This window comes from Nocardia harenae NBRC 108248 (genome assembly GCF_001612885.1).
Taxonomy (GTDB): Bacteria; Actinomycetota; Actinomycetes; order Mycobacteriales; family Mycobacteriaceae; genus Nocardia; species Nocardia harenae.
Genome location: NZ_BDBH01000009.1, coordinates 211,079 through 238,050, shown reverse-complemented (window position 1 = coordinate 238,050; position 26,972 = coordinate 211,079). Strand labels below are relative to the sequence as shown.

General features: G+C 72.0%; 22 protein-coding genes. 10 read left to right on the top strand and 12 right to left on the bottom strand.

Going from position 1 to position 26,972, the window contains the following annotated elements; translation table 11 throughout:
• Positions 1–84: 84 nt before the first annotated feature.
• Complete coding sequence (locus tag NH2_RS20470) at positions 85–1,236, bottom strand: acyl-CoA dehydrogenase family protein (protein WP_067656841.1); 1,152 nt, start codon at positions 1,234–1,236, stop codon at positions 85–87.
• A gap of 14 nt (positions 1,237–1,250) precedes the next feature.
• Positions 1,251–2,288 (bottom strand): TIGR03617 family F420-dependent LLM class oxidoreductase, encoded by a 1,038-nt coding sequence (locus NH2_RS20465; protein WP_067656624.1) that lies wholly within the window; start codon positions 2,286–2,288, stop codon positions 1,251–1,253.
• A gap of 115 nt (positions 2,289–2,403) precedes the next feature.
• On the opposite strand from NH2_RS20465, the gene NH2_RS20460 reads away from it, so the two are divergent.
• On the top strand, positions 2,404–2,979 hold the full coding sequence (locus NH2_RS20460) for a TetR/AcrR family transcriptional regulator (protein ID WP_245650681.1): 576 nt from the start codon (positions 2,404–2,406) through the stop codon (positions 2,977–2,979).
• Here the strand turns inward: NH2_RS20460 and NH2_RS20455 are convergent.
• The 6 genes from NH2_RS20455 to NH2_RS20430 are packed head-to-tail and all read right to left on the bottom strand — an operon-like array spanning position 2,969 to position 8,113.
• On the bottom strand, positions 2,969–3,472 hold the full coding sequence (locus tag NH2_RS20455) for a flavin reductase family protein (RefSeq protein WP_067656618.1): 504 nt from the start codon (positions 3,470–3,472) through the stop codon (positions 2,969–2,971). The genes NH2_RS20460 and NH2_RS20455 overlap by 11 nt on opposite strands.
• Positions 3,454–4,026 (bottom strand): hypothetical protein, encoded by a 573-nt coding sequence (locus NH2_RS20450; protein WP_067656615.1) that lies wholly within the window; start codon positions 4,024–4,026, stop codon positions 3,454–3,456. Before NH2_RS20450 ends, NH2_RS20455 begins: the two co-directional genes overlap by 19 nt.
• Positions 4,026–5,531 carry an aldehyde dehydrogenase family protein gene (locus NH2_RS20445; protein ID WP_067656612.1) on the bottom strand — a complete coding sequence of 502 codons (1,506 nt, stop codon included), beginning with the start codon at positions 5,529–5,531 and terminating at the stop codon, positions 4,026–4,028. The genes NH2_RS20450 and NH2_RS20445 overlap by 1 nt, the downstream gene beginning before the upstream one ends.
• Positions 5,532–5,561: 30 nt before the next feature.
• Positions 5,562–7,124, bottom strand: a complete 1,563-nt coding sequence (locus tag NH2_RS20440) for an AMP-binding protein (protein ID WP_067656609.1) — start codon at positions 7,122–7,124, stop codon at positions 5,562–5,564.
• Position 7,125: 1 nt separating this feature from the next.
• Positions 7,126–7,629: a ketosteroid isomerase-related protein gene (locus tag NH2_RS20435; protein WP_067656606.1), complete on the bottom strand. Its 504-nt coding sequence runs from the start codon at positions 7,627–7,629 to the stop codon at positions 7,126–7,128.
• A gap of 31 nt (positions 7,630–7,660) precedes the next feature.
• Positions 7,661–8,113: a ketosteroid isomerase-related protein gene (locus NH2_RS20430; RefSeq protein WP_067656603.1), complete on the bottom strand. Its 453-nt coding sequence runs from the start codon at positions 8,111–8,113 to the stop codon at positions 7,661–7,663.
• Positions 8,114–8,371: 258 nt separating this feature from the next.
• On the opposite strand from NH2_RS20430, the gene NH2_RS20425 reads away from it, so the two are divergent.
• Positions 8,372–9,610, top strand: coding sequence for an acyl-CoA dehydrogenase family protein (locus NH2_RS20425; protein ID WP_067656600.1), 1,239 nt, complete (start codon positions 8,372–8,374; stop codon positions 9,608–9,610).
• 39 nt (positions 9,611–9,649) lie between these two features.
• Here the strand turns inward: NH2_RS20425 and NH2_RS20420 are convergent, their stop codons facing one another.
• Both NH2_RS20420 and NH2_RS20415 read right to left on the bottom strand, forming a co-directional pair.
• Positions 9,650–10,819, bottom strand: a complete 1,170-nt coding sequence (locus NH2_RS20420; protein WP_067656597.1) for a helix-turn-helix transcriptional regulator — start codon at positions 10,817–10,819, stop codon at positions 9,650–9,652.
• Positions 10,819–11,787 carry a LuxR C-terminal-related transcriptional regulator gene (locus NH2_RS20415; protein WP_067656594.1) on the bottom strand — a complete coding sequence of 323 codons (969 nt, stop codon included), beginning with the start codon at positions 11,785–11,787 and terminating at the stop codon, positions 10,819–10,821. The genes NH2_RS20420 and NH2_RS20415 overlap by 1 nt, the downstream gene beginning before the upstream one ends.
• Before the next feature lie 187 nt (positions 11,788–11,974).
• Here NH2_RS20415 and NH2_RS20410 point away from each other — a divergent pair, with 187 nt between their 5' ends.
• The 6 genes from NH2_RS20410 to NH2_RS20385 all read left to right on the top strand — a co-directional run bounded on the left by NH2_RS20410 (position 11,975) and on the right by NH2_RS20385 (position 20,061).
• Positions 11,975–12,982 carry an NAD(P)H-dependent flavin oxidoreductase gene (locus NH2_RS20410; protein ID WP_245650680.1) on the top strand — a complete coding sequence of 336 codons (1,008 nt, stop codon included), beginning with the start codon at positions 11,975–11,977 and terminating at the stop codon, positions 12,980–12,982.
• 83 nt (positions 12,983–13,065) lie between these two features.
• On the top strand, positions 13,066–14,667 hold the full coding sequence (locus NH2_RS20405; protein ID WP_439951771.1) for an acyl-CoA carboxylase subunit beta: 1,602 nt from the start codon (positions 13,066–13,068) through the stop codon (positions 14,665–14,667).
• Between the two features lie 9 nt (positions 14,668–14,676).
• A complete protein-coding gene (locus tag NH2_RS20400) occupies positions 14,677–16,671 on the top strand; it encodes an acetyl/propionyl/methylcrotonyl-CoA carboxylase subunit alpha (protein ID WP_067656588.1) in 1,995 nt (664 codons plus the stop codon).
• A complete protein-coding gene (locus NH2_RS20395) occupies positions 16,668–17,429 on the top strand; it encodes an enoyl-CoA hydratase/isomerase family protein (protein WP_067656585.1) in 762 nt (253 codons plus the stop codon). Before NH2_RS20400 ends, NH2_RS20395 begins: the two co-directional genes overlap by 4 nt.
• On the top strand, positions 17,429–18,229 hold the full coding sequence (locus NH2_RS20390; protein WP_067656582.1) for a TIGR03084 family metal-binding protein: 801 nt from the start codon (positions 17,429–17,431) through the stop codon (positions 18,227–18,229). The genes NH2_RS20395 and NH2_RS20390 overlap by 1 nt, the downstream gene beginning before the upstream one ends.
• Complete coding sequence (locus NH2_RS20385) at positions 18,226–20,061, top strand: acyclic terpene utilization AtuA family protein (protein ID WP_067656579.1); 1,836 nt, start codon at positions 18,226–18,228, stop codon at positions 20,059–20,061. Before NH2_RS20390 ends, NH2_RS20385 begins: the two co-directional genes overlap by 4 nt.
• Here the strand turns inward: NH2_RS20385 and NH2_RS20380 are convergent.
• Positions 20,024–21,202, bottom strand: a complete 1,179-nt coding sequence (locus NH2_RS20380; protein WP_067656577.1) for a cytochrome P450 family protein — start codon at positions 21,200–21,202, stop codon at positions 20,024–20,026. The two genes, NH2_RS20385 and NH2_RS20380, sit on opposite strands and share 38 nt — an antisense overlap.
• 86 nt (positions 21,203–21,288) lie before the next feature.
• Here NH2_RS20380 and NH2_RS20375 point away from each other — a divergent pair, with 86 nt between their 5' ends.
• Positions 21,289–21,978, top strand: a complete 690-nt coding sequence (locus NH2_RS20375; protein WP_157103884.1) for a hypothetical protein — start codon at positions 21,289–21,291, stop codon at positions 21,976–21,978.
• Between the two features lie 6 nt (positions 21,979–21,984).
• Entirely contained in the window at positions 21,985–24,594 is a 2,610-nt protein-coding gene (locus NH2_RS20370; protein ID WP_084505726.1) for a M48 family metalloprotease, read from the top strand.
• 57 nt (positions 24,595–24,651) lie between these two features.
• On the opposite strand, the gene NH2_RS20365 is transcribed toward NH2_RS20370, so the two are convergent.
• Positions 24,652–26,922 (bottom strand): acyl-CoA dehydrogenase family protein, encoded by a 2,271-nt coding sequence (locus tag NH2_RS20365; protein WP_067656568.1) that lies wholly within the window; start codon positions 26,920–26,922, stop codon positions 24,652–24,654.
• Positions 26,923–26,972 lie beyond the last annotated feature (50 nt).

Below are 26,972 nucleotides of genomic sequence, written 5' to 3'. Positions count from 1 at the left end.
CTCGACCCAAGGCCGGTTGTCCGCGGAACGGTCGAACCGGACCACGTTCTCGGCCCCGGCGGTGGCCTGCGCTGCGCGCTCGGCTCAGTACGACCGCGGCAGCCCGAGGGAGTGGCCTGCCACATAATTCAGGATCATCTCCCGGTTCACCGGGGCGATTCGCAGCAGCCGCACCAGCCCCCACAGCGGGATCAAGCCGTACTCGGTCGAGACACCGTTGCCACCGTGGGTCTGGATCGCGGCGTCCACCGCCGCCAGCCCCGCCTCGGCGGCCGCGTACTTCGCCATGTTCGCCGCCTCCCCCGCGGCCAGCCGCCGGTCGTGCAGCCACGCGGCCTTCGCCGTGAGCAGGGCGGCCTGCTCGAGCGCGATCTTCGCCTCGGCCAGTGCGTGTGCGACGCCCTGGTGCGCGCCGATCGGGGCCTTCCACACGGTCCGCGAGCGCGCGTACTCGGCGCCTTTGCGCAGCGCGTAACGCCCGGCCCCGACGCACAGCGCCGCCCCGGTGATGCGCTCCGGATTGAGCCCGTGGAACGCCTGCTGGAAGCCGTCACCGAGGACGCCGACGAGCCGATCGCGCGGCACGCGGACCTCGTCGAAGAAGACGGTGAACTGCTTCTCCGGCAGCAACACCGAAACCGGGAGCCGCTGCGCGACCAGCCCGGGGGCGTCGGCGTCGACCAGGAACAGCGAGAGCTCGGCCGCGCCGGTGGCGGTCGTTCCGGTCCGGGCGACGACCAGCACCGCGTCGGCTTCGTCGACCCCGGAGATGTAGTACTTCTGCCCGCGGAGCACGAAATCGTCACCGGAGCGGGTGGCGGTGGTGGCGAGCCGATGGGTGTTGGAGCCGGCGTCCGGCTCGGTGATGGCGAAGACGATCTTGCTCTCGCCACTCGCCAGCCCGGGCAACCAGGTCTTGCGCTGGGCGTCGGAGCCGAACCGGGCGATCACCTCCCCGGATATCGCACTCGACACCAGCAACAGCAGCAGGGGGCAGCCCGCCCCGGCGACCTCTTCGCAGACGATCGCCAGCTCCGCCAGACCGGCGCCGCCACCACCGTGCTCCTCGGGCAGGTTGATGCCGATGTAGCCGCCGCGGCCGAGCGCCTGCCACAGTTCGGTGGTGGGCTCCCTGGCCTCGGCCTTCGCGGCGTAGTAGTCGCCGCCGAACGTCCCGGCGATGCCCGCGACCGCCGCGCGCAGCGCGGTGTGCTCGGCCGGTTCGGTGAAATCCATGGTGTTCTCCTCGATCACCCGGCGCCGCGCACCGCGGTGATGACGTCGCGCCGGGCGGCGTCGCTGATCGGATACGGGGTGTAGAGGGTGAAGCGGTCGACAAGACCGCCGAATCGGCGCGCGATCTCGGCGCCGGCCGCCGCGGGCTCGCCGACGACGGCGAAGGTGCCGAGCACGGTGTCGTCGATGATGTCGGTCATGGCGCTCCAGCGCCCCAGCCCGGCGAGCCGGCGCAGTTCGGCGTGCAGGTCGCCCCAGCCGTGCAGGTCGAGGACGCCGCGGTAGGCGGGGGTGGCCGCGTAGAAGGCGATCTGTTCCCGCACGGCGGTGCGGGCCGCGGCGAAGGAGCGCTCGTCGTCGCCGGTCGCCACCAGCCCCGGGTAGGTCACGGTGAAATCACCGCGCTCGCGCCCGGAGCCGGCCAGCCCGCGTGCGACCGTTGCGGTGGTGACCTCGGTCAGGTAGCGCTGCGAGGTGAAGCCGTGCACGATCAGCCCGTCGGCGGATTCGGCCGCGGCCGCGGTCATGCGCGCCCCCACCGCGGCCACCAGGATGGGCGGTGTCCCCCACGGGTTGGGCGGCGGGGTGAACATCGGGGTCATCAGGGTGTGCTCGTAGAAGTCGCCGCGGAAGTTCAGCGTGGTTCCAGTGGCCCAGCTCGCCCAGATCGCGCGGACCGCGGCCACGAACTCCCGCATCCGCTCGGCGGGGCTGGACCACGGCATGCCGAAGCGCCGGGTGATGTGCGCCCGCACCTGCGAGCCCAGGCCGAGCGTGAACCGCCCGCCGCTCAGGTGGTGCAGGTCGTTGGCGGTCGCGGCGACGGTCATCGGGTTGCGCGCGAAGGCGACGGCGACGGCGGTGCCCAGCTGCAGGCGGGGATTGCGGCGGGCGGCGAGCGCCAGCGGCAGGAACGGGTCGCGGCCGACCTCGGTGCTCCACACGCCGTCGAAGCCGGCCCGCTCGGCCGCGTCGACCTGGGCATCGAGCTCCGCGAGTTCGGCGCCGCCGGTCCCGTCCACCGTGCCGCCGATATTGCCGTCGACCCGCATCGCGCGCTCCCGTCCGATACACTTTCGCGTTGGTGAATCATGAATAACTAACTGTTCCCAGCTGGTCAGGAGGCCGATCATCAGCGAGCAGCGGAGCACCGCGGCGCCCGCCCGGGTGCGGGATCCTGAGCGCAAGTCGAAGATCCTCGGCGCCGCCGCGGACCTGGTGGCGCGCAATGGCTTCCACGCGGTGTCGATGGCCGACATCGGCGGCGCGGCCGGGATCACCGGCTCCGGGATCTATCGGCACTTCCCTAGCAAGTCGGCGGTGCTGGTCGCGCTCTTCGACCACGCCATCGACGAGCTGCTGCGCGACGAGGAGCAGATCGTGGAGGCCGTCGGGGAGCTCGGCGGGATGCTCGACCAGCTCATCGCCGGTCAGGTGGAGTTCGTGGTGGCGCAGCGCGAGCTCGCGCAGGTCTACCACAACGAGATCCACAACCTGCCCGCCGCCGACCAGCGCCGCCTGCGCCGCAAGCAGCGCATGTACGTCGAGGAGTGGGTGCACGTGCTCGACGAGCTGCGCACCGACCTCACCGACGCCGACGCGCGGGCGCTGGTGCACGCGGCGATCGGCGCGATCCAGTCGACCCTGTTCCACAACAGCGGGCTTCCCGGCGGCAGGCTCCGCGAGCTGCTCACCGCCGCGGCCAGGGCAGTGCTCGGGCTGCCCGGGCACGTCACTCGGTGAGCGCGACCGCGGCCGACCAGCGCCCGCCGTGGTACAGCAGCGGCGCCACCGCCTCGCTCTCGACGCCGTGCAGTTCGATCACGTGCACGATCGCCAGCACCGAATCACCGGCCGGGATCAGCCGCTCCACCGCGCCCCGCAGCCAGATCGGGGTGTCGTGCAGCACCGGCTCGCCGGTGGCGAGCCGGCACCAGCCCGCGGCGTCGGCGAATCGCTGATCGGCGCTGCCCGCGAAGCGGCCCGCCAGCTCCCGCTGGTGGGCGCCGAGCAGGTGCACCACCACCGACTCCGCGCCGCGCAGCGCGTCGATGCTGGACGAGGTGCAGGTGATGTTGAAGCTGACCAGCGGCGGTTGCAGCGACAGCGACGCGAACGAGGTCGCGGTGAAGCCGACCGGGCCGCGGGGTGAATCCAGCGTCACGATGGTGACCCCCGCGGCGTGCCTGCGCATGGCGGCGCGGTAGTCCTCCGCCTTCACGGTGGTGTGGGACATGGTTGCTCCTTCCAGGGTGCGGGGACGGTGAGCGGCGGCGCGGGCGGGCACAACCGCCGCACGGCGCCCGGTGCGATCCGGACGCCGAGCCGTTCGAGCTCGGGCACCGTCCCCGTGGTGAGCGGGCCGCCGACGGCGGCGGGCGAGATCGGTCGCAGCAGCACCCCGTCGGCGCCCGCGGCTCGGTGCAGGTCGATGATCAGCCCGGCCAGCCCGGCCGGGGTGCCGAGATAGCGGAGGCCGGGCGGGATCCAGCGCTCGGCGCGCTCCAGCTCGGCCAGCCGCTGCCGCGCCGCGCCGGTGCCCGCGGCGAGCAGTACCGCCAGCTCGACCAGGATGCTGACGCCGGGCCCGCGCGCCGCCGCCTCCGCGCGCGCCGCGGCACACGCGCGCGGAACCGCCGAGACGTCCGCCGCCCGGACCGGGACGATCTCGCGCCGCGCGGCGACGGTCAGTTCGACGAGGTCGGGTGCCACGCGGCCGGGGGCTCCCCCGGCCGCCCGCAGCTCGACCACGACCCGGGGCGTCCGGGCCACCGGCGGCGCGGCGATCATCAGCCGACCGGGTCGATGACGATCGCGAAGGCCCGGTTCGCGATCCCGCCGGAGCGGTCGAGCGAGACGAACTTCTGCTCGGTGTACTCGTCGAGGGCGTGCGGGCCGCCCTCGCGGCCGAGGCCGCTCTCCTTGTAGCCGCCGAACGGGTAGGCCGGGTGGATGACGTGCCAGTCGTTGACCCACACCATGCCCGCCTCCAGCCTGCGGGCCACCTCGAGCGCCTGCTCCTCGCCGCCCCACACCCCGGCCGAGAGGCCGTAGGAGGTGTCGTTGGCGATGGCGACGGCCTCCTCGACGGTGTCGTAGCCGATCACCGTCAGCACCGGGCCGAACACCTCCTCCCTGGCGATCCGCATGTCGTTGGTGACGCCGGTGAAGACGGTGGGCTCGATCCAGAAGCCGCGGTCGAAGCCGTCCCCCTCCGGGGCGCGCCCGCCGAGCGCCGCGACCGCGCCCTCCTCGGCCGCGATCCGGAAGTAGTCGAGGATGCGGTCCCGCTGCTCGGCCGAGATGATCGGCCCCACATGGGTTCCCGGGCTCAGCGGATCGCCGAGTACCAGGGTCGAGCCGCGCTCGACCAGCCGGCGCACCACCTCGTCGTGGCGCTGCGCGGGTACCAGCAACCGGGTGCCCGCCTCGCACGCCTGGCCGTTGTTGGCCATGCACGCGAAGAGCGCGCCGTCGATGGCGATGTCGAGGTCGGCGTCGTCGAGCAGGATGTTGGCGCCCTTGCCGCCGAGTTCGAGGGTCACCCGGCGCACGGTGTCCGCGGACTGGCGCAGGATGCTCTTGCCGACCGCGGTGGAGCCGGTGAACGCCACCTTCCGCACGTCGGGGTGGCCGCTCAGGTGCGCGCCGACCGGGTCGCCGTCGCCGGTGATCACATTGAGCACCCCCGGCGGCAGCCCGGCGGCCTCGAATTCGCGCGCCAGCTCGAGGGCGAGCAGCGGGGCGTGCTCGTCGGGCTTGAGTACGACGGTGTTACCCGCGGCCAGCGCGGGGCCGATCTTCCAGACGATGGTGAGCAGCGGGATGTTCCACGGCACGATCGCCGCGACCACACCCAGCGGCTCGCGGCGAACCAGCCCGGCGGCGGCGGGTACCGGGCCGATCTGCGGGCCCTCGGTCTCCCACGGGTAGTCCTCGGCCAGCGCGGCCAGGTACTGCAACTGGGCGGCGGAGAGCCCGATGTGCAGGGCGCCGGTGATCCGGATGGTGGCGCCGTTCTCCCTGGACTGCAGCACCGCGAGTTCGTCGGTGCGAGCGGCGAGCCTGCCCGCGACGTCGTGCAGCAGCGCGGCGCGCTGCTGCGGGGAGGTGCGGCGCCACTGGCCGTCGTGGTGCGCGGCGAGCGCGGCGGCCACGGCCCGATCGGCCTCGGCGACGCCGCCCCTGGCGACGGTGGCCACCAGCTCCTCGGTGGCCGGGCTGCGGATTTCGTAGACATCGCCGGTATCGACCCATTTGCCGTCGATGTAGAGCGAGTAGTGCGGGGTGGTCATGGTGTTCTCCTGAGCGGAACGGGTTGGGGGTCAGCCGATCTGGCGGGCGCGGCCCTGCCAGTACGGTGCGCGCAGCGCCTTCTTGTCGGCCTTGCCCGCCGGGTTGACCGGGATCGCATCGGCGAAGGTGATCGACTTGGGGGCGGGCACGCTGCCGAGCGCGGCCTTCACATGCTCGACGAGCGCGGTCTCGGCGACCTCCGCACCCGGCTTGCGCACCACCACCGCGTGCACGGCTTCGCCCCACTTCTCGTGCGGCACACCGAAAACCGCCGACTGCGCGACGGCCGGGTGGGTCGCCAGCGCGTCCTCGACCTGGCGCGGGAAGACATTGAAGCCGCCGCTGACGACCATGTCCTTCTTCCGGTCGACGAGGTAGAGGAATCCGTCGGCGTCGAGGTGGCCGATATCGCCGGTGTGCACCCAGCCGTCGCGCAGCGCCTCGCCATCGCGGGACCGGTCGAGGTAGCCGAGCATCTGGCCGAGCTGGCGGGAGCAGATCTCCCCCACCTCGCCGATCGGCAGCGGGCGGTCCTGCTCGTCCTGGATCGAGACCCGTACCTGGAACATCGGCCTGCCCGCGGAGGCGAGCCGCCCGGCCCAGGCCGGGTCGTCCGGGCGGTGCTCGTTCTTGCGCAGACAGGAGACGTAGCCCGGCTCGGTGCCCGCGTAGGTCTGCACGAAGATCGGCCCGAAGATCTTCAGCGCCTCGCGCAGCCGCTCGGGGGCGATCGGGGCGCCCGCGTAGATCATCGTCTGCAGCGAGCTCAGGTCGTACTCGGCGCGGTGCGGGTGATCGAGCAGCAGGTACACGATCGTCGGGACGACGGCGGTGGCGGTGACCTGCTGCTCCTGGACCGCGGCGAGCAGCACGTCGACGTCGAGGCCGGGCAGCATGATGTTGGTGCCGCCGCGCAGGAAGGTGGGCAGCACGAAGATCTGGGTGAAGTGGGTCAGCGGCGCGCCGTGCGCGAACCGCTCGCCGAAGCGGATGTCACCGATCTCCAGCCCCGCGGTGATGCTGTAGTGGCCCCAGGTGAAGTGGGAATTCACCACGCCCTTGGGGTCGCCGGTGCTGCCGGAGGTGAACAGCACGTACGCCTCGTCGTCTTCGCGCAGCCCGACCTCGGGGCGGTCGGTGGGCTGCGCGTCGAAGAGCTCCGCGTAGTCGAGCACGCCGTCGGGCAGCGGCGAGTCCCCGCCGACCCGGATCACGTGCCGCAGCGCCGGGAGCTGCTCGCGCAGCCCGGCGACCCGGTCCTCGAACTGCGCGTCGTAGATCAGCGTCGTCGCTTCGGTCTGCGCGAGATTGCTGCGGAAGCCCTCCGCGGCGGCGCGCGCGGGCATCTGGACGAGCACGCCGCCTGCCGCCCAGATCCCGTGCTGGGTCGGGATGAACTCGAGGCTGTTCGGGAGCAGCAGCCCGATCCGCTCGCCCTTGCCCACTCCGAGCGAGCGCAGCCCGTTGGCCACCCGGTTGCGCCACTGCTCCAGCTCGCGGTAGGTGATCGAGCGGTCGCCGTCGATCACCGCGGTATTGCCCGCGTAGTAGGTGCAGGCCCGGTCCAGGACGTCCGGCAACGTGCCCCACATGTCAGGCGCCCGCGAGCGTGGCGGGGTCGAAGCCCTCCACCCAGTACTCGGGGGTGACGATCGGGATGCCCAGCTCCTGCAGCACGGGGGTGTCGTTCCAGTAGGTCACCTCGCGGGTGATGCGGCCCAGCGAGTCGAGCTGGTGCCAGGTGATGCCGCGGGTGGTGAGCATGCGGCCGCCGGCCGGGACGCCGCGGTAGCTCTCCAGCCCCTCGCCGGTCCAGCTCCAGAGGATCACCACGGAGGGGAGGCCGTTCACGCCGGGGAGCGGGTAGCTCTCGTCCACCCGGAACTCGTGGATGCCTGCGCCGTTGCCGAGGTCGCGGTTGCTGTAGACGGCCAGCCGGGGCGCGAGCTCGTCCTTGGTGATGGCGGTGTCGAGCACGTGGTCGCGGTCGCGGTGGTCGTCGAAGACGAGGTCGTCGGCGTAGAGGTCGAGCACGGTGCTGGTGTCGGTGATCAGCGCCGAGGCCCAGCGCCTGGCATGGGTCTGATGGTCGGTCATCGTCGTTGGTTCCCTTCCGTCGGTACGGGTTTCAGGCGGGCACGGGCAGCGTGGCGACCGCGCGCGGGGTGATCGGCTGGCCGAGTTCGGCGACCGCGGTGGCCACGTCCCAGAGGCTGGCCTCCTTGGTGATCCGGCCGTCGGCGTCGTAGACGTGGAAGGTCAGGCCGCGGCTGCCCGGCACCTTGCCGCCTGCCGGGATGCCGACGAAGGCGGTGGCGGTCGGGGCGTCCCAGGTCCAGCGGTAGACCGCCGAGTGCTCGTCGCCGATCACCTCGTCGATCCGGAAATTGTTGATACCGATGCCGTTTTCGGGGTCCTTGTTGGCGTAGGGCGCGAAGACCCGCAGCAGCTCCTCCTTGGAGGTGATCCGCTGCCCGAGAATGGGGTCCTCGAAGAGGAATTCGTCGGCGTAGAGCGCGACGACCGCTTCGGGGCTCTCCCGGAATGCTTTCAGCCACTTGACGGCAAAGAAATGACTCACAGCCACTCTCCTTCGTGATCGAACGAATGGCGATCCCGGTGTGGACCCACCGGGCCGACGTCTTCACGGTAGGGCTCCCCCGACCGGGCACACGACCTCCCGACGGGGGAATACCACTGCTCGAAGGGGGGAGGGCGGCCGTGCCCCGCACCCGGCCTTATCCCCCTCGCCGGGTGCGAATCCCTCTTTCGGGAGGCGCGCGGAGCGACCCGCACCGACCAGACTCGCTATCGCCGCTACGAACAAAAGGAGACCACCGTGCTGAAACACGACCTGACCGACGAGGATTTCGAGCCCTACTTCCGCACGGCGCAGGAGGTATCGCAATTCTTCCGGGAAATCGGGCCGCGCTACGACGCCGAGAACACCTTCGCCGTGCCCTCCATCGAGGCATTCAAGAAGTCCGGGCTGGGTGCGCTGCCCGTACCCAAGGAATTCGGCGGCGCCGGCGGCAGCCTGCTGCACGCCTCGAAGGTCATCACCGAGCTGTCGCGGGGCGATTCCGCGATCACGCTCGCCTACAACATGCACTACATCATGGTCGGCATCGCGGGCGGCCTGATGAGCGAGGAGCAGAACAAGTACTGGCTGGGCCGGGTCGCCGACGGCGATCTGATGTTCGGCCCCTTCTCCGAGCAGCGGGCCGGGTTCAGCGGGCTGGCCGACATGAAGGCGGTGCCGCAGCGCGATGGCGGCTGGCGGCTCTACGGCAAGAAGACCTGGGGCACGCTGTGCGAGGCGGCCGACATCATCACCACGAACGCCACCATCACCGATGCCGAGGGCAATCTACCCGAGGACTTCGAGGCGCGGATCGCCGCGGAGAGCTTCTTCATCGGCGACTTCACCGTCGACGCCGACGGCAACGGCGACGGCCTGCGGATCGAGAAGACCTGGGACGCACTGGGTATGCACGCCACCGGCACTCATACCATCCACTTCGACGGCTACTACGTGCCCGCCGACGGCTTCATCTGTCAGTGGCGCGCGGGCGCCTTCGGCGTGCTCGAGTGGGCGTCGCTGATGTTCGCGAGCATCTACCTCGGGATGCAGCAGCGGGTCCTGGAGGAGGCGGTCGCGACGCTGGCGAAGAAGCGCCTCGGCGCGACCTTCGGCGCGATCGTCGCCGCCGACACCGAGGTCGCCGGGGTCGGGCACATCATCGACGGCGTCGGCGAACTGGCCTCCCGCGTCGAGCTCAGCCGCCGGGTGCTCTACCGCACCTGTGAAGAGGTGATCTCCGGCCGGGACGCCGACTGGCCCGTCGAGCTCCGCTTCCCCTACATCGGGCTGGCGAAGACCTTCATCGCCGACAATGTGCTGTACATGACCAGGCACGCGATGAGCATGGTCGGCGGCTCCTCGTTCCGGAAGGGCGCGATCTTCGAACGCCTCTACCGGGATTCGGCGGCCTCGATGTTCCAGCCGCTCAACGCCGACCAGTCGCGCACCTACATCGGGCAGTTCCTGCTGCAGTCGGCGCGCCCGCAGGGCTGATCGTTCGGTGGGCTCGGCCGCAGGCAGAGCCCACCGCCGTCATTCGCGCGCCAGCGACCAGGCGATCGCCTGCGCCCGGTTCACCGCGCCCAGTTTCCGCAGAATGTGCTTGACGTGCGATTTCACGGTGCCCTCGGTGATCACCAGGCGATCGGCGATGGCGCGGTTGGTCCGGCCCTCGGCCATCAACCGCAGCACCTCGGCTTCCCGGACGGTCAGCCCGGATTCCGGATGTGCCCCCGGCGCCGTGCCAGCGGCGCCCTCCCGGTCGTTGTCGCGGGCGAGCACGGCGCCGGTTTCGCAGAGCTCGTCCATCCGGCGCACCGCGGCGCCGACCAGTTCCCGCGCGTGGTCGCGCTGGCTGCGCAGCCGATCCAGCAGGACGGTGCGCTCGTAGAGGTGCCCGAAGCCGTCGGTGAAGGCCCAGAGGATGTCCCGGTCGGTCTCGTCGGCCCGACGCGCCGACGGGTGGTGGTCCGCGTGCACCATCCCCACCACCTCGTCCCCGTGCAGCACCGGGGCGACCACGTAGGAGCGGGAACGCCCGGCGTCGACGATGATCGGCCGGTACACCCCGGCACTGGCGGTGTCCTGGACCAGCGACGCCCGCCGGTCGGTCAGCATCCGCGCCTCCGGGGCGTACGGCTCGAGTGGGATCTGCTGGCCGATCCACTCCGAGATCCAGGAACCCGCGTCGGTGTCGGCGGCGAAGTGCGACAGCCACGGGCTCCAGCTTCGCGCCCCCACCCGGGAGAGCACCACCCGCTGGAAACCGCAGCGCAGCACGATCTCTCCGCAGGCGGAGTCGAGCAGCGCGGCCGGGTCGGGGACCGAGCGAAGCCGGCTCAGCCCGGCGGCGCAGTCGGCCAGCCTGCCGCTGCGCTGCGCGGTGTCGTGCAGGTAGAGGTCGAGCGCCAGCCGCTGCAACTGGAGAACAAGGCCGCATACCCGCTGGGCCCGCTGCTTCTGACCCGCCGGGATATCGCGCAGCGCCGCCAGGCAGCGGTGGATCAGGGCGGAGACCGTCTCCGCGGCGCGCCAGGCGCCCTCGGTGCGGGGATCGGGGAGCACGGCGTCACCGCATTCGCGGAGCACCGCTGCGCGCAGCTGCGCGAGCACGGCGGCCAGCTCGTCCTCGCGCCGCTTGGCGGTCCGGGCGCGGGCCGTCGCCGCGCCTGCCGCGGGGTCGGCGGTGATCGATACCACCATCACGCGCTCCGCTCGTACCTCGTGGCCTGCACGTAGCGCGCGATCGCGCCTGCCCGGTTGGGCGCGCCCAGCTTGTGCAGAATGTGCTTCACATGGGATTTGACCGTGCTCTCGGCGACGGTGAGCCGCGCCGCGATCTGGGCGTTGGTGGCGCCCGCGACCAGCAGCCCCATCACCTCCCGCTCCCGGTCGGTGAGCGGTGCACCGCCCTGCGCTCCCGGCGCCGCACCGCGGCGCGCGGCGAGCGGGCCCGCGGGTAGCGCCACGGCTCCCCGCACCGCGGGTCCGGGGAGCGCCCGCGAGGGGTGCGCGGTGAACACCTCCGCCAGCGCCGCGGCGGCCGCCTCGAACTCCGCCCGCTGCCGGTCGATGCGCTCGGCCAGCGCCAGGCGCTCGTGGATCACCCCCACGGTGTCGGCGAAGCGGCGCAGCGTTTCGCGGTCGGCGACGGTGAGCGGGCGGCCGGTCGCCGCGGTGTCGGCGTGCAGCAGGGCGATCACCGTCTCCTCGGCGACGATCGGCGCCACCACGTACTCCCTGGTCCCGGCCAGCCGGACCAGCGCACGGTGCGCGCGCGGCTCGCCTGCGGCCTCGGTCACGAGCGCGGGCAGCCTGCGGCGGACCACCTCCGCCTCCAGCAGCGGGGAGGCCAGCGCGACGACGATGCCCGGCGGGGCGGCGACGTCGGCGCCGGGGCGGTGCCAGCGCAGCGGCCGCCAGGCCGAGCCGTCCACCTCGGCGATGAGCGCGCGGTCGAAACCGCCGGCCGCGCAGAGCTCGGCCGGTACCGCGGCCAGCAGCTCGGCGGTGTCGCCGAGTGCTCGCAGCCGCGCGAACGCCGCGGGTAGCCGGTGCGGCCCCGGATCCCGGTGCCCGCGAAGTAGGCCGGACTCGAACCGTGCCCCAGCGGTCCGGTCGTGCGCGGACCCGAGGCCGCCCGATGGATGATTGCCGGCCGGTGCCGTCATTGCCACAGTGCCCTTCTCCGGGCTACCCCTCAGCGGCACAGCCGCCCGCCCGTTGTGCCGCGCGATTCACTCACCACACCTTGCAGTGATCCACATCACCGTGTCAAGCCGTCCCGCCCCGCCGGTGCGCGAGAGTGCCTACGCTTAGTGATTCGTGGTTCACTATCAGATTCGCTAGAGGAGCATCGTGCCGCTTCCCGCCGCCCTGACCGACCGGCTGACCATCCCGGCCATCGCCGCCCCCATGACGGCGGTCTCCGGCCCCGGCCTCGTCACCGCCGCCGCTGCCGCCGGGGTCATCGGCTCGTTTCCCACGCACAACGCCGCCGACGAGCGGGAGCTGGACGGCTGGCTGACGGAGATCGCCGCCGCGCTGGCGGAGCTCGACGCGGCCCCCGTCGCCCCGAACCTGGTGGTGCACCGCAGCAACGCCCGGCTCGCCGCCGACCTGGCGTGCCTCCTCCGGCATCGCGTCGAACTGGTCGTGACCAGCGTCGGGTCACCCGCGCCGGTGGTCGGGCCGCTGCACGACATCGGTTGCCTGGTCTTCGCCGACGTGGCGAATCTGGCGCACGCCGAGCGCGCGCTCGCCGCGGGCGCCGACGGCCTGGTGCTGCTCACCGCGGGGGCCGGCGGGCAGACCGGCTGGGCGAACCCCTTCGCGTTCGTCCGCGCGGTCCGCGCCCGCTTCGACGGCCCGATCGTGCTCGCGGGCGGGATCACCGACGGAGTGGCCATGGCGGCGGCGCTCACCCTCGGCGCCGACCTGGTGCACCTCGGCACCCGATTCATCGCCACGCCGGAGAGCCTCGCCGACCCGGCCTACCGCAGCGCCGTCGTCGAATCCTCGATGGACGAGGTGCGGCTGTCGGACCGGGTCGGCGGCATTCCCGCGAGCCTGCTCGCCTCGTGGCTGGACCGCGCCGGTGCCGACGACCCGGCAGCCACCGGCTTCGCCCAGGACCGGCTGCTGCGCAACCGCACCGCGTGGAGCGCGGGCCACGGCGTCGGCGCCGTCACCGAGGTCACCCCGGTCGCCGAGGTGGTCGCCGCACTGGCCGAGGAGTACCGCACGGCCATCGGGATCCCCCGTTCGACGGACACCCCCTTCCCCATCGGGGGCAATCGAGCGCTCGGCCGCTCGCCGAACGCCAATTCCCCGGTCCCCGGGGGTTTCCCGGAGCGCTCCGCGTGAGTTAGTGTATGGCCATTCACTAACTCACGGCACTGCGTCCACACGCCACCGTCATCGTTCCCGAGCACACCCGAAAGGCGGGGCTGATGCCCGTCCTCGAATCGCGGGTCGACACCTCCTCGACCACCTACCTCGACAACCATCAGGGCCAGTCCGCCGCGGTGGCCGCGCTCGACGAGCAACTCGCGCTGGTCGCGGCGGGCGGCGGCGCGCGCTACGCCGAGCGGCACCGCGCCCGCGGCAAGCTCCTCGCCCGCGAGCGCATCGAGCTGCTCGTCGATCGCGACTCCCCGTTCCTGGAGTTGTCCGCGCTGGCCGCCTGGGGCACCGAGTTCCAGGTCGGCGCCGCGATCGTGACCGGCATCGGGGTGATCTCCGGCGTCGAGTGCATGGTGATCGCGCACGATCCGACGGTGCGCGGCGGCACGATGAACCCCTACACGCTGCGCAAGAATCTGCGCGCACTGGAGATCGCCAGGATCAACCGGCTGCCGGTGGTGTACCTGGTGGAGTCCGGCGGCGCCGATCTGCCGACCCAGGCCGACCTGTTCGTCAACGCCGGGCGCATCTTCCACGAGCTCACCGAGCTGTCGGGGCTCGGCATCCCGAGCGTCGCGCTGGTCTTCGGCAATGCCACCGCCGGTGGCGCCTACGTGCCGGGCATGTGCGACCACGCCGTGCTGGTGGACAAGGCCGCGAAGGTCTTCCTGGGTGGCCCGCCGCTGGTCAAGATGGCCACCGGCGAGGACGCCGACGGCGAGGCGCTCGGCGGCGCCGAGATGCACGCGCGGGTCTCCGGGCTGGCCGATCACTTCGCCGTCGACGAGCACGACGCCATCCGCATCGGGCGCGACATCGTCGCGCACCTGAACTGGCGCAAGCACGGCCCCGGCCCCGCCCGCGACGTCGAGGAGCCCCGCTACGACCCCGCCGAACTGCTCGGCATCGCCTCCGCGGATTCCCGGGTGCCCTTCGATCCCCGCGAGGTGATCGCGCGGATCGCCGACGGCTCCCGCTTCTCCGAGTACAAGCCGCTGTGGGGGACCAGCATCGCCACCGGCTGGGCCTCGATCCACGGCTTCCCGGTCGGCATCCTGGCCAATACCCGGGGTGTGCTGTTCAGCGAGGAGTCCAAGAAGGCCACCGAGTTCATCCTGCTGGCCAACCAGACCGACACCCCGCTGATCTTCCTGCAGAACGTCACCGGCTTCATGGTCGGCACCGACTACGAGCAGGGCGGGATCATCAAGGACGGCGCCAAGATGATCAACGCCGTCACCAACAGCACCGTCCCGCACATCACGATCAACATGGGCGGCTCCTTCGGCGCCGGGAACTACGGCATGTCCGGGCGCGCCTTCGACCCCCGCTTCATGTTCAGCTGGGTCAACGCCAAGCTCGCGGTGATGGGCGCCCAGCAGCTGGCCGGGGTGCTCTCGATCGTCGGGCGGGCGGCCGCGGACGCGGCCGGTCGCGAATTCGACACCGAGGCCGACGCCAGGCGGACTGCCGAGATCGAGCGGCAGATCACCGACGAATCGCACTCCTTCTACGTCTCCGCGCGGCTCTACGACGACGGCGTCATCGATCCCCGCGACACCCGCGCCGTGCTCGGCATGACCCTCTCGGCCGTCCATTCCGCCCCCGTCAACGGCCGCCGTGGCTTCGGCGTCTTCCGAATGTGAGGTCTGGCGATGCCTGTTCTCCGCAAACTTCTCGTCGCCAACCGCGGTGAGATCGCCGCGCGCATCATGCGCACCGCGCGCACCATGGATATCGCGACCGTCGCGCTCTACTCCGACCCCGATCGCGACGCCCCGCACGTGCACGCCGCCGACGAGGCGGTCCGGCTACCCGGCTCCACGCCCGCCGAGACCTACCTGCGCACCGATCTGGTGCTGGACGCGGCCCGCCGCACCGGCGCCGACGCCGTGCACCCCGGCTACGGCTTCCTCTCCGAGAACGCCGACTTCGCCCGTGCCTGCGCGGCGGCCGGGGTGGTCTTCGTCGGGCCGTCGCCCGCGGCCATCGCGGCGATGGGCTCCAAGATCGAGGCCAAGGAGATCATGGCCGCCGCCGGAGTCCCGGTGCTTCCCGGCGCGACGGTCACCGGCGACGACCCCGCCGAGCTCGCCGCCGCCGCCGAAGGCATCGGCTTCCCGATCCTGGTCAAGGCCGCCTTCGGTGGCGGCGGACGGGGCATGCGGATCGTCACCGGCCCCGGCGAGCTGGCCGAGGCGGTGCGCAGCGCGACCCGCGAGGCCGCATCGGCGTTCGGGGACGGCACGGTGTTCCTGGAGAAGTTCGTGGAATCGCCGCGCCACATCGAGGTGCAGATCTTCGGCGACAGCTCGGGCGCGGTGGTGCACCTCGGCGAGCGGGAATGCTCGATCCAGCGCCGCTACCAGAAGATCGTCGAGGAATCCCCCTCCGCGGTCGTGCACGCGGAGCTGCGCGCCGAGCTGGGCCGGGCCGCGATCGCGGCGGGCAAGGCGCTCTCCTACACCGGCGCGGGCACCGTCGAATTCGTCATGGCGCCGGACGGCGCGTTCTACTTCCTGGAGGTGAACACCCGGCTGCAGGTGGAGCACCCGGTGACCGAGCTCGTCACCGGCACCGACCTGGTCCGCGCGCAGCTGCTGGTCGCCGCGGGCGAGCCGCTGCCGCCCGAGGTCGCCGCGGCCGGGTCGCGGGGCCACGCGGTGGAGGTGCGGCTGTACGCCGAGGACGTCGCGGCCGGTTTCGTCCCGGTCTCCGGCCTGCTCAGCACCCTGCGGTTCCCCGAGCTGCCCGGCCTCCGGGTCGACTCCGGCTTCACCTCGGGGCAGACGGTGAGCACCCACTACGACCCGATGCTGGCCAAGGTGATCGCGCACGGCGCCACCCGCGACGAGGCCTGCGACCTGCTGGCGCGGGCGCTGCGCGAGACCACCGTGCACGGCGTCACCACCAATCGCGACCTGCTGATCGGCATCCTGCGCGATCCCGAGTTCCGGGCGGGGGCCATCGATACCGGCTGGCTGGAACGCCGCGGCGCGGGCGCGCTGGCCGCCACCGCGGCGGCGAGCGCGGACGCGGTCCGGGTCCATGCCCTGGTCGCGGCCGTGGCCGGGCAGGCACAGCGGCGCGAACAGGCGCCGGTCCTCCGCGGGCTGCCCTCCGGCTGGCGCACCCTCTACAGCGCACCGCAGGCGATCTCCTTCGCCGCGGGCGAGACCACCCTGAACGTCTCCTACCGGGTGCGCCGGGATCAAGTGGAGGCCACCGTGGACGAGTGGCAGCCGGGACCGGTGACCGTTCTCGCGGCCTCCGGGACGGAGGTCGACGCGGAGATCGACGGCGTGCGCCGGGGCTATCGGCTCATCCGCACCGGTGCGACCTGGTACGTCGACAGTCCGCTCGGCGCCACCGCGCTGCGCGAGATCGACCGGTTCCCCGAGCCGGCCGACCCCGACGAGGCAGGCTCGCTGCTCGCCCCGATGCCGGGCACGGTGGTGCGGATCGAGGTCGGCGAGGGTGCGCGGGTCCGCACCGGCGACCCGGTGCTGGTGCTGGAGGCCATGAAGATGGAGCACACGGTGCGCGCCCCGGCCGACGGCATCGTGGTAAAGATCCCGGTGACCACCGCGGCCCAGGTCGACGCCGGGCAGATTCTCGCCGTCGTCGAGGCCGAGGGGGCGGCGTCGTGACCGCGGTCCGCTACGAGCTGCGCGACGGCATCGCCTGGCTGACGATCGACCGCCCCGAGGCCCGCAACAGCCTGAACCGGGAGGTCCGCGCGGGGCTGTTCGAGGGCGCGCGGCGCTTCGCCGCCGACGACGACGCCCGGGTGCTCGTCCTCACCGGCAGCGGCACGAAGGCCTTCTGCGCGGGCGGCGACCTCGCCGAGATGTCGGCGGAGGGGCTGACCATCCCGCCGCCGGACTACGTGCCCCAGTTCGGCCGCAATATCCAGGTGGACAAACCGACCATCGCCGCGGTGAACGGCGCGGCCTTCGCCGGTGGCTTCCTGCTGGCGCAGAGCTGCGACCTGTGCGTCGCCGCCACCACCGCGACCTTCGCCATCTCCGAGGTCCGAGTCGGCAGGGGCGCGCCGTGGGCGGCGCCGCTCGCCCAGATGATCCCGCGCCGGATCGCGATGGAGCTGCTGCTCACCGGGCGGCCGCTGACCGCCGAACGCGCGTACGACATCGGCTTCGTGAACCGGCTCGCCGAACCGGACCAGCTGCTGGCGGCCGCGGGCGAGCTCGCCGCCCAGATCGCCGGGAACGCGCCGCTCTCGGTGCTGGCAGGCAAGCGCACCGCGGGGCTGACCGCCGAACTCCCGCTCAGCGCGGCGTTCGACGAGGCCGAGCAGCTCTGGGCCCCCGTCTACACCTCCGGGGACGCGCAGGAGGGAATGCGCGCCTTCGTGGAGAAGCGCAGCCCGGTCTGGCGGGGGCAGTGATGGGACTGGACTTTCCCGCGCTGCTCGCCGATCTCGCCTGGGAGACCGACCGGCTCACCGAGACGCTGGCCGCCCTCACCGAGGCGCACTGGGAGCAGCCGACCCCGGCCGCGGGGTGGGCGGTGCGCGACCAGGTCTCGCACCTGGCCTACTTCGACGACTGCGCGGCGCTGGCACTGGCCGACCCCGCCCGGTTCGAGCTCGACGCGGCCCGGCTGGTCGCGCACGGGGACAATTTCCCGGACCTGGTCGCCGCCGACAGCCGCGGGCTGCCGGTCGCGGAGCTCTTCGACTGGTTCGGCACCGCGCGACGACACCTGCTGGCCGCCTTCGCCGAGCAGGACCCCCGCCGCAGGCTGCCGTGGTTCGGGCCGCCCATGAGCGTCGCCTCCTCGGCCACCGCCCGGCTCATGGAGACCTGGGCCCACGGCCGCGACATCTACGACACCATCGGCGCCACGCAGCCGCTCGGGCGCGGGCTGCGCAGCGTCTGCCACCTCGGCGTCTCGACCTTCGGTTTCAGCCACGCGCTGCGCGGACTCGAGGTCCCGCAGGCACCGGTGCGGGTCGAGCTCACCGCACCGGACACCGATGCCACCTGGAGCTGGGGCCCGGACGACGCGACCGACCGGATCACCGGCCCGGCCGAGGATTTCGCGCTCGTCGTCACCCAGCGCCGCCACCCCCTCGACACCGCGCTCACCATCACCGGCCCGGTGGCGCGCTCCTGGGCGACGATCGCCCAGGCCTTCGCCGGGGCACCCGGCCCCGGCCGCCCACCCACCGAAGGACGATCATGACCACCACCGCGCCGCGCCGCCCGGTGCGCATCGGCAATGCCTCGGCGTTCTACGGCGACCGCTTCTCCGCCCTCGAGGACCTGATCGAGGGCGGCGAGATCGATGTGGTCACCGGGGACTACCTCGCCGAGCTCACCATGCTCATCCTCTGGAAAGCGGCCCGCAAACCCACCGGCGCCGGCTACGCGCGCACTTTCCCCCGCCAGTTCGCGCGCGTGGCCCGGCGGTGTGCCGAGCGCGGCATCAAGGTCGTCGTGAACGCCGGTGGTCTGGACCCGGCCGGGATGGCGGCGCACATCCGGGAGATCATCGCCGAACAGGGCCTGCACCTGCGGGTCGCGCACATCGAGGGCGACGACCTCATGCCCCGGCTGCCCCAGCTGCGCGCGGAGTACCCGTTCCGCAACCTGGACACCGGCCACGCGCTCGCGGAGGCGGGCAGCGAACCGGTGTCGGCCAACGCCTACCTCGGCGGCTGGGGCATCGCCGCCGCCCTCACGCACGGCGCCGATGTCGTGATCGCGCCCCGGGTCACCGACGCGGCCCTCGTGGTCGGGGCGGGCGCCTGGTGGCACGGCTGGGAGCGCACCGATTTCGACGCGCTGGCCGGCGCGGTCGCCGCCGGGCACATCATCGAGTGCGGCCCCCAGGCCAGCGGGGGAAACTACTCGAACCTGCACGAGATCACCGATCGCCGCTTCCCCGGCTCCCCGATCGCCGAGCTCGCCGCGGACGGCAGCTTCGTCATCACCAAGCACCCGGGCACCGGCGGGCTGGTGTCCCCGGGGACGGTGATCGCGCAGCTGCTCTACGAGGTGGACTCACCGATCTACCCCAACCCCGACGTCGTCGCCCGCTTCGACGCCCTCACCGTCACCCAGGACGGCCCCGGCCGGGTGCGGGTCGCGGGCACCACCGGCAGCCCGCCGCCCGCGCAGCTCAAGGTGGCCATGAACCGCGTCGGCGGCTACCGCAACACCATGACGATGGTGCTCACCGGCCTCGACATCGAGGAAAAGGCGCGCTGGACCACCGATCTGCTCTTCGACACCCTCGGTGGCGCCGAGCAGTTCGACGCCGTCGACATCCAGCTGCTGCGCTACGACCGCCCGGATCCCACCTGCTTCGCCGAGGCCACCGCGCACCTGCGGATCACCGTCAAGCACCGCGACCGCGCGCCGGTCGACCGGGCGTTCTCCGACGCCGTGCTCGAACTCGCGGTCGCCGGGTACGCCGGTTTCCACACGACCACCCCGCCCAGCTCCGCCACCGAGTTCGGGGTCTACTGGCCGACGACCATCCCCGCCACCGAGGTCGCCCACGTCGTCGTCCACGCCGACGGCACCCGGGAGGCCGTCCCGCACTGCCCGCACACCGACGACCGCTGGACCGGGGTGATCGCGTCGGCACCCGAACCGGCCGCTGCGCCGACCGGCTCCGGCCCGCACACCCGCGCGCCGCTCGGCGCGATAGCCGCGGCTCGCTCCGGCGACAAGGGCGGCAAGGCCAACGTCGGGCTGTGGGCCGACACCGACCAGCGCTGGGAATGGCTCCGCACCCACCTGAGCACCGAGCGCTTCCGCGCGCTCGTCCCGGAGGCCGCCTGCTACGAGATCCGCCGCTACGAGTTCGCGAACCTGCGCGCGCTCAACTTCGTGATCGTCGGCTTCCTCGGCGAGGGCGTCGCCTCCTGCACCCGGACCGACCCGCAGGCCAAGGGGCTCGGCGAGTTCGTGCGGGCGGTGCACACCGACATTCCCGAGATTCTCCTCGAACCGGTCGGGCGCACCGGCCTCACGGCAGCGGCGTCTCGCGGCCACGCGGAGCGCTGACCGCATCGGCCGATGTGTACACCGGCAGCGCGGCGAGCATCCGATGCAGCGGCCCGGGGCGCCAGGTCAGCTCCCCGGCCGGGATCGCCAGCGATATCTCGGGCAGCGCGTCGAGCAGCTGGTCGATCGCCTCGTGGGCGATCAGCTCGGCCATCGACCGCGCCGGACAGGCGTGCGTGCCCGCACCCCACGCCAGGTGCGAGCGGTTCCCCGTGCGGTCACCGGCGATCGAGGGATCATCGTTGCACGCGGCCGAGGAGATCACGACCGGCTGGTGCGCAGGCAGGAACACGCCGTTCAGCAGCTGCGGCTGCCTCGGATAGCGGACGCTGAAGTTCGCCCACGGCGGATCGGTGAACAGCACCTGCTCGATCGCGTCGCGGGTCGAGATCGCGCCGCCGAGTACTCCGCCGCCGAAGCGATCGTCGGTCAGCACCAGCAGCAGGGCGTTGCTGATCAAGCCGCAGGTGGGCTCGGTTCCGGCCCCGTACAGCATGGCGGTCTGCTGGACCAGCTCGGTGTCGTCCAGCCGCGCCGGGTGCGCGATGAGCCAGGAGAGCAGATCGTTGCCCGGATGGTCGCGCTTGTGCCGGACGACATCGGCGAGGATCTCCTCGAAAACCGCATTGCCCCGGCGAGCCGATTCGGCGTCCGCGGCATCGAGCACGGCGGACACCCCGGCGAGTGCGCGCTGCCCCGCCTCCGGCGGGAGGCCGAGCACCTCGGTGAGCACCTGGAAGGTGAGTGGAAAAGCGTACTGTCCGAGCAGCTCGATCGGCTCGGCTTCGCCGAACGACTCGATCATCGCGACCGCGGTGCGCTCCACGACCTGCCGCACGGCGTGCAGGTTCACCCGTTCCAGGCCGTCCGTGCAGGCTTCGCGCAGCCGGGCATGCTCCGCGCCCGCGGTGCGCATCGTGATGGGGCGCCACTGCAGCAGCGGCAGCACCGGGCAGGTCGGGGCGACGAGTTGCTGCCAGCGCCGGGGGTCGGAGGGGTAGTGCGCGTCGTCGTCCAGGATCCGCAGGGCCTCGCGGTAGCCGAGCACCAGGGTCGCGGGGGTGTCCGGCGCCAATTCGACCGGGGCCAACGGCCCGTGTCTGTCGCGGAGTTCGCGGTACACCCGAAGGGGGTCTGTCATGAACTCCTCGGTGTACAGCGGCGCGGGGGGATCCCCGTCGGCCGGAGTGGCGGAGGAGTCCTGCGCGTCTGGACCAGTGTGCTGGTGTGACGGCGAAGCCGGTGGCGAAGTCACAGCGGGCGACGCTAGACAACCGGGGCCGGTTCCGCAACGGAATCGGCGAGGTGCTCGCCGAAGTCGGAGAAATATCGGATCCCCCGAGTAGTCCGCTACTCTTGTCGGCCGCGTGCGCAGTGCGTTGTCTGGAACTCCCCATCGCGACAACGTGCAGCGAGGTTGCCATGCCCGATCGAATCCCGGCCCTGATCGACGCCCGAGCCGAGCGCGCCCTGACCGACGAACTCGCGAGAATGATCCTCGCCGACGTCGCGCCCGAGGAGATGCCGCTCTACGAGCTCACCGCCGAGGAGTACTTCGCCGATCCGCGCGCCGTCCTCGCGCCGCCGGACCGGGACGAGGCGCTCGGATTCGGCCTCGAACTCGCGATGCTCACCCCGTTCGTGATCCTCGTCGCTCAGAAGGTCCTGCAGTCGCTGGCCACGGCGGTCGCGGAGAGCGCGGTCGAGCGGGCCGCGACCTCGATGACCGGATACCTGCGGCAGCTTCTCGGTCTCGGGAATCGCAGCCCGGCGCAGCAGCCGGTCGCACTGACCCGTGAGCAGGCCGCTCGTGTCCGCGAGGTCGCGCGCGCCACGGCGATCACGGCCGGGGTGAACGAGGCAACGGCGGCCCTGATCGCCGATGCGACCGTCGGCGCACTGGCAACCGGCCGGTGAACGGCCATGACCGCCGCTGAGCGGCTGACACCGTCCGCCGCTGCTCCGCGCGTTTCGCTGTCGGCGTTCCCCTCCCCCACCACCGTCCGATTCGTCGTCCTGGTGGCGGCCACGGTCACGGCGGGGCTGTTCCTCGGCGATTCCCTGCACGCCCAGATCCACGGCGAGCGGTTCCTTCGCACCGTCGAGGACTGCCTGCACAGAGCCGGTTACAGCGAATCCTTCGATAGCCTCAGATCCCAGATCGCCACCCACGACGCGGCCATGCGCTGTTACGCCGGCGCCCAGCACACCCGTGCGGCCTTCGCCCTCGTCGGAGCGGCGCTCGTGCTCGCCATCGGCGTCGGCATCGTGCTCGTCGCGCCGTCGTTCATCGAACGGCGCCGCGGGCTCACCCCCGCCGCGGCGCTGCTGCCGGATGCGGTCGCTCGCGTCGGCGAACTCGCGCACGCGGCGGGACTTCGCCGACCGCCGGAGGTCATGCTCGGCTCGAAAGACCAGCGCGACGCCTTCAGCTACGGCTCGCTCGGCCGCTACCGCATCGCGCTGCCGCGCAAGGCCGCTTTGAGCATGCGCGACCGATCGCTCTTCGATCCCCTCGTCATGCACGAACTCGCGCACATCAGCAATCGTGACGTCACGCTGTCCTGGATCACCCGCGGTGTGCGCTACGCCGTCCTGCCGGTGCTGCTGCTGCCGCTGATCACCGCGGTGTGGACCGGAAAATTCGGGCTCGTCCCGGACTACGTGTGGCGCGCGGTGCTGCTGATCGTCACCGTGGATCTCACGGCGACCGCACTGCTGCGGTCGCGGGAGTTCGACGCCGATCTGCGCGCCGCACTGTTCCTGGACGGCCCGGAGCGGTTGATCGCGCTCACCGGCCGTGCGCGCGCGGCGGCGAACGGGTGGTGGCGGCAGCTCAGGGCGAACCACCCCGGCGCGGACAGCAGGGTCGCGGTGCTACGGAAGCCGCACCTCGCGGCGGCCATCACCTTCCTCGACGGCGCCCTGCCTGCATTTCTCGTAGGTGCGGCGATGCCGCTACTCGCGAACACCCTCACGGCGGCGTCGACCGCGACGTCCCTGCAGCAGTACCAGCAGTCGATCGCGCCCGCGGTGGGCGGGCTCCTGCTCGGCTGCACCGTCGGGGTCGGGGTATGGCGCGCCGTCGCCGTCGATCGCGTCGTGCCCGGCACACTCGCCCTGCGGCTTCCGGCTTGCGGCGTCGCAGTGGGGCTGATGCTCGGTCACGTCGTTTCCCTGGCGCACACCACCTCCGCGCTGCGGGGCGGGCTCGACCACCCGATCTGGCTGCTGCTGTTCGCATTGGCGGGGCTGGGCGGCACCGCGCTCACCGCGTCGCTCGCCCAGGTCTGCTTCGACGCCACGGCGCGGCTGCGTTCACCCCGATGGTCGTGGCCGGTCGGTGCGCTCGCCTCGTCCCTGATCTACTTCACGGTCCTGGATCAGTGGCAGCGGGTGCAGCTGAGCCTGGACAACACGCCGGTGGCTTTCACCCGCACGTATCTCGGGTCGCAGCTCGACAATGTCGCCGTGTTGCTCGCCGCCGGGACCGTGGCGGCACTGGCCGCTGTGGCGTGCGCCCTTACTCGCGCGGAGATCACGATTCCCGCTTGGCTGTATGTCCGGCCTCCCGCGGAGCGGCCACCCCTGGTCCGGACCGCGCCGCCGGGCCGCGACCTCGCGCTCGCCGGGCTGGCCGGGGGTGTCGGCGGACTCCTGCCGTATGCGCTCTTCCGGCAACGGGCTCCCCGCGACCTCGACGTCGATTCGCTGTACACGCTACTCGAGGTCACGGCCTGGTGCGGTGCCACGGCGGGTGCGGTCGCGGTCACCGTCTTCGCGCTGGCCGATACCGAGAAGGGGCTCGCGCTCGGCGCACCGGCAGGTGCGGTCGCCATCGTCGTGTTCTGCTGCGGGTTCTGGGTCGTCAATGCAGGCACCGGTGCCCCGACGGCGCTCGGCGTCACCACCTCGATGCTGGCCGACATCCTCGGTCTGTTCGTGCTCCTCACCTCGATCGTGGCCGCGCTGACACTGCTGCCGTGGCCGCGGAGCCGCGTTCGCACCGTTCTCGCGACCGGTGCGGCGGTGCTCGTCACGTGTACTGGCGTCGTCGCGGCCACCGCCGTCATTCCGCCGGTGGCGGACACCGACCTCATCATCGACGCTTCGGCGCCCGAGGTTATCGGCGACGTGGCCGCGCGGCTCTACCTCGAGGGGCAGGGACGGGCGATGAGCTCGGGCCTGCTCGAGGTCTTCGGGGCAGTGGAACAGGTGGTCGGTGAGCTCGGCACGGCGAGTACCGCGGAATCGGCCGCTCGCGTCCGGTGGTCGATCGTGGAGCCGCTGACCGAGCTGGCCGCCGAGACGCACGATCACCGATCGCGATCACCGGACGTCATCGCTGTCCACGCCGACGGAACAGCGCTGATCTCGGCGCTGAGCGCGGCGGCCCGGAGCCTGATGGACGGACTGACTGCCGAAGACGCCGCGATGATCGCTGATGCCGTAGCGGCACTCGGGGACACGTCCCCCCTCACTGATCGTTGGCTGGCGGGAATGCAGGAGCTTCGTGAACTCGCCGCGGCCTGAACGTGCGCGCGCCTCCTCCATCACTGAGTGACAGATCACAACCTCCCGCGGCTCGAATCAGGACAGCCGAGCCAGCACCACACCGGCGGCGCGATCGCGCAGTTGCTCCGGCCGGGCGAGTGCCGCCTGGTTCGCGATGGCCCGCCGCAACAGCAGGTGCGCGGGATGCTCCCAGGTGAACCCGATACCACCATGGATCTGGATACAATTCTCGGCGACCCAGACGGCGGCGTCGAGCGCGTCGGCGGCGGCGATATCGGCGGCCTCGATGTCGTTCGGGGCGAGTTCCGCGGCGGATAATACCTGCGCGCGCGCACCTTCCGCGCGCACCAGCATGTCGGCGCAGCGGTGCGAAATCGCCTGATACGAGCCGATGAGGCGACCGAACTGCGCGCGCTGGCCGGCCCAGTCGACGGCCATCGCCAAGGCCCGATTCGCCACCCCGACCGAATCCGCCGCGAGCATCAATTGCACCGCAGGCCGCGCGGCGTCGAGGATTCGGAGCACCTCGTCCCCCCGGGCGACGACAGTCGGCGCCACGCCGTCCAGCACCACCACGCCGGCGGTCGCCGTCACATCCATCGGCTCCTGCGGCTCGATCTCGACCTCGCGCGGCTCGACCGTGGCGAGGACCAGCTCCGCCGTAGCGGCGTCTCTGGCCAGCACGACCAGTACGTCGGCCACCGGCGCACCAGCTACCCGCTGCACCGAGCCCGACAGCCGGGTGCCCTCCAGGGCCGGTAGCGGACCGTCGACGCCCCAACCCTCGTCCTCGACCGGGACGACGAAGGCCGCCGTCGCGCCGTCGGCTATCGCGTGCACCACCTCGGTGGTCCCGGCCAGTCGCAGCAGCTCGAGCGCGCCGAGTGTCGGCACCAGCGGCACCGACGCCAGCGCGTAGCCGACCTCCTCCACCGCCACCGCGAGCATCCGCATACTCGCACCGCCGCCACCCGACTCCTCCGCGAGCGCGAGTCCGGGCAGGCCGAATCCGACCAGCTGCTGCCAGAGCGCCCTGTCGTAATCGGCGGGCTCGGAGGGCCGCACCACCTGCCCGGTACCGGTGGCGGCGGCAAGCACCTCACCGAGTGCCCGGCGCAGCGCCGCCTCGTCCTGGTCCGGCGGAGTCAGCGGGCGACCGGGTGCGACGGCGGCGGGCCGGGTGCCGTCGCCCCGGTGCGACGGGAGACCGAGCACTTGCTCGGCAATGGCATTGCGCTGAATCTCGGCGGTCCCGGCGCCGATGGTCGACGCCCGCGACATCAGGTAACCGTAACTCCAGCGGCCGCCGTCGACCGCGCCCGCGGACCGGCCGCCCAGCGTGGCGCCCGACCCGGTCAATCGCAGCGCGAGCCGATGCAGTCGCTGTTCGAACTCCGACTTGACCAATCGGTTCACCGATGCCACCCCGCCCGGATCCTCCTGTCGCAGAACGGCGTTCAAGGCACGAGCACTGTTGGCCGCGATCGCGCGAACAGCGGTCTCGACGAAAGCCAGTTCCTGGCGGATCACCGCGTCGTTCGCGTAGCCCCGGCTGACCGCGAGCGCGAACACCTTGTCCACCAAGCCGCGGTAGCGGAACTCGTCGGCGAGGAATGCCGTCGCGCGCTCATGGCCGAGCGATGTGCGCATCACCGACCACCCCCGCCCCTCCGCACCGACCAGGTTCTCGGCGGGGACCACGACATCATCGAAGAAGACTTCGGCGAAATGGTAGGCGCCCGAGGCGTCGCGCAGCGGCCGGACATCGATGCCCGGAGAGTTCATCGGAATGAGCAGGTAGCTGATGCCATCGGTACCACGCCCGGCCGGACCCGTACGCACCAGCGCGAACATCCAGTCCGCCCCGGTCGCCTGGGTGGTCCAGATCTTCTGACCGGTGACCCGGTAGCTGTCGCCGTCCCGTACCGCCCGGGTGGACAGGGAGGCCAGATCACTGCCCGCACCTGGTTCGGAGAACCCCTGACACCACATCTCCTCGGCGCGCAGCAGCGGTTCCAGGAACCGCTTCTTCTGAGCGTCGGTACCGTAGACGATCAGGGTGGGCGCGACGATGAAGGCCATCGGATTGGGATGTTTGGGCACACCGGCCGCGCTGGTCATCCGGTAGTAGTCGAGCTGGTCCTCCAGGTCGAGCTCCAGCCCGCCGACATCCTTCGGCCAGCCGGGTGCGGCCAGGCCCGCATCGACCAGTTCCCCCTGCCACGCGCGGGCGGCAGCCGCGCGTTCACGCGACGATCCCGGCCGCGGCCGCGTCGCGTAGTTCTCGAGTAGGGCCGTCAATCGCACCCGCCAGTCATCCACGCGAGTCTCCTCGGATCCCACCATCGCACCTCTTCGGGCCACAGCACCTGGTTTATTCAGTTATATAATCTATC

Bases quoted from the DNA above. Each gene is read 5' to 3' on its own strand.
- NH2_RS20470 (WP_067656841.1), bottom strand. From the start codon at position 1,236: ATGGATTTCACCGAACCGGCCGAGCACACCGCGCTGCGCGCGGCGGTC.
- NH2_RS20465 (WP_067656624.1), bottom strand. From the start codon at position 2,288: ATGCGGGTCGACGGCAATATCGGCGGCACGGTGGACGGGACCGGCGGC.
- NH2_RS20455 (WP_067656618.1), bottom strand. From the start codon at position 3,472: ATGTCCCACACCACCGTGAAGGCGGAGGACTACCGCGCCGCCATGCGC.
- NH2_RS20450 (WP_067656615.1), bottom strand. From the start codon at position 4,026: ATGATCGCCGCGCCGCCGGTGGCCCGGACGCCCCGGGTCGTGGTCGAG.
- NH2_RS20445 (WP_067656612.1), bottom strand. From the start codon at position 5,531: ATGACCACCCCGCACTACTCGCTCTACATCGACGGCAAATGGGTCGAT.
- NH2_RS20440 (WP_067656609.1), bottom strand. From the start codon at position 7,124: ATGTGGGGCACGTTGCCGGACGTCCTGGACCGGGCCTGCACCTACTAC.
- NH2_RS20435 (WP_067656606.1), bottom strand. From the start codon at position 7,629: ATGACCGACCATCAGACCCATGCCAGGCGCTGGGCCTCGGCGCTGATC.
- NH2_RS20420 (WP_067656597.1), bottom strand. From the start codon at position 10,819: ATGGTGGTATCGATCACCGCCGACCCCGCGGCAGGCGCGGCGACGGCC.
- NH2_RS20415 (WP_067656594.1), bottom strand. From the start codon at position 11,787: ATGACGGCACCGGCCGGCAATCATCCATCGGGCGGCCTCGGGTCCGCG.
- NH2_RS20400 (WP_067656588.1), top strand. From the start codon at position 14,677: ATGCCTGTTCTCCGCAAACTTCTCGTCGCCAACCGCGGTGAGATCGCC.
- NH2_RS20390 (WP_067656582.1), top strand. From the start codon at position 17,429: ATGGGACTGGACTTTCCCGCGCTGCTCGCCGATCTCGCCTGGGAGACC.
- NH2_RS20385 (WP_067656579.1), top strand. From the start codon at position 18,226: ATGACCACCACCGCGCCGCGCCGCCCGGTGCGCATCGGCAATGCCTCG.
- NH2_RS20380 (WP_067656577.1), bottom strand. From the start codon at position 21,202: ATGACAGACCCCCTTCGGGTGTACCGCGAACTCCGCGACAGACACGGG.
- NH2_RS20370 (WP_084505726.1), top strand. From the start codon at position 21,985: ATGACCGCCGCTGAGCGGCTGACACCGTCCGCCGCTGCTCCGCGCGTT.
- NH2_RS20365 (WP_067656568.1), bottom strand. From the start codon at position 26,922: ATGGTGGGATCCGAGGAGACTCGCGTGGATGACTGGCGGGTGCGATTG.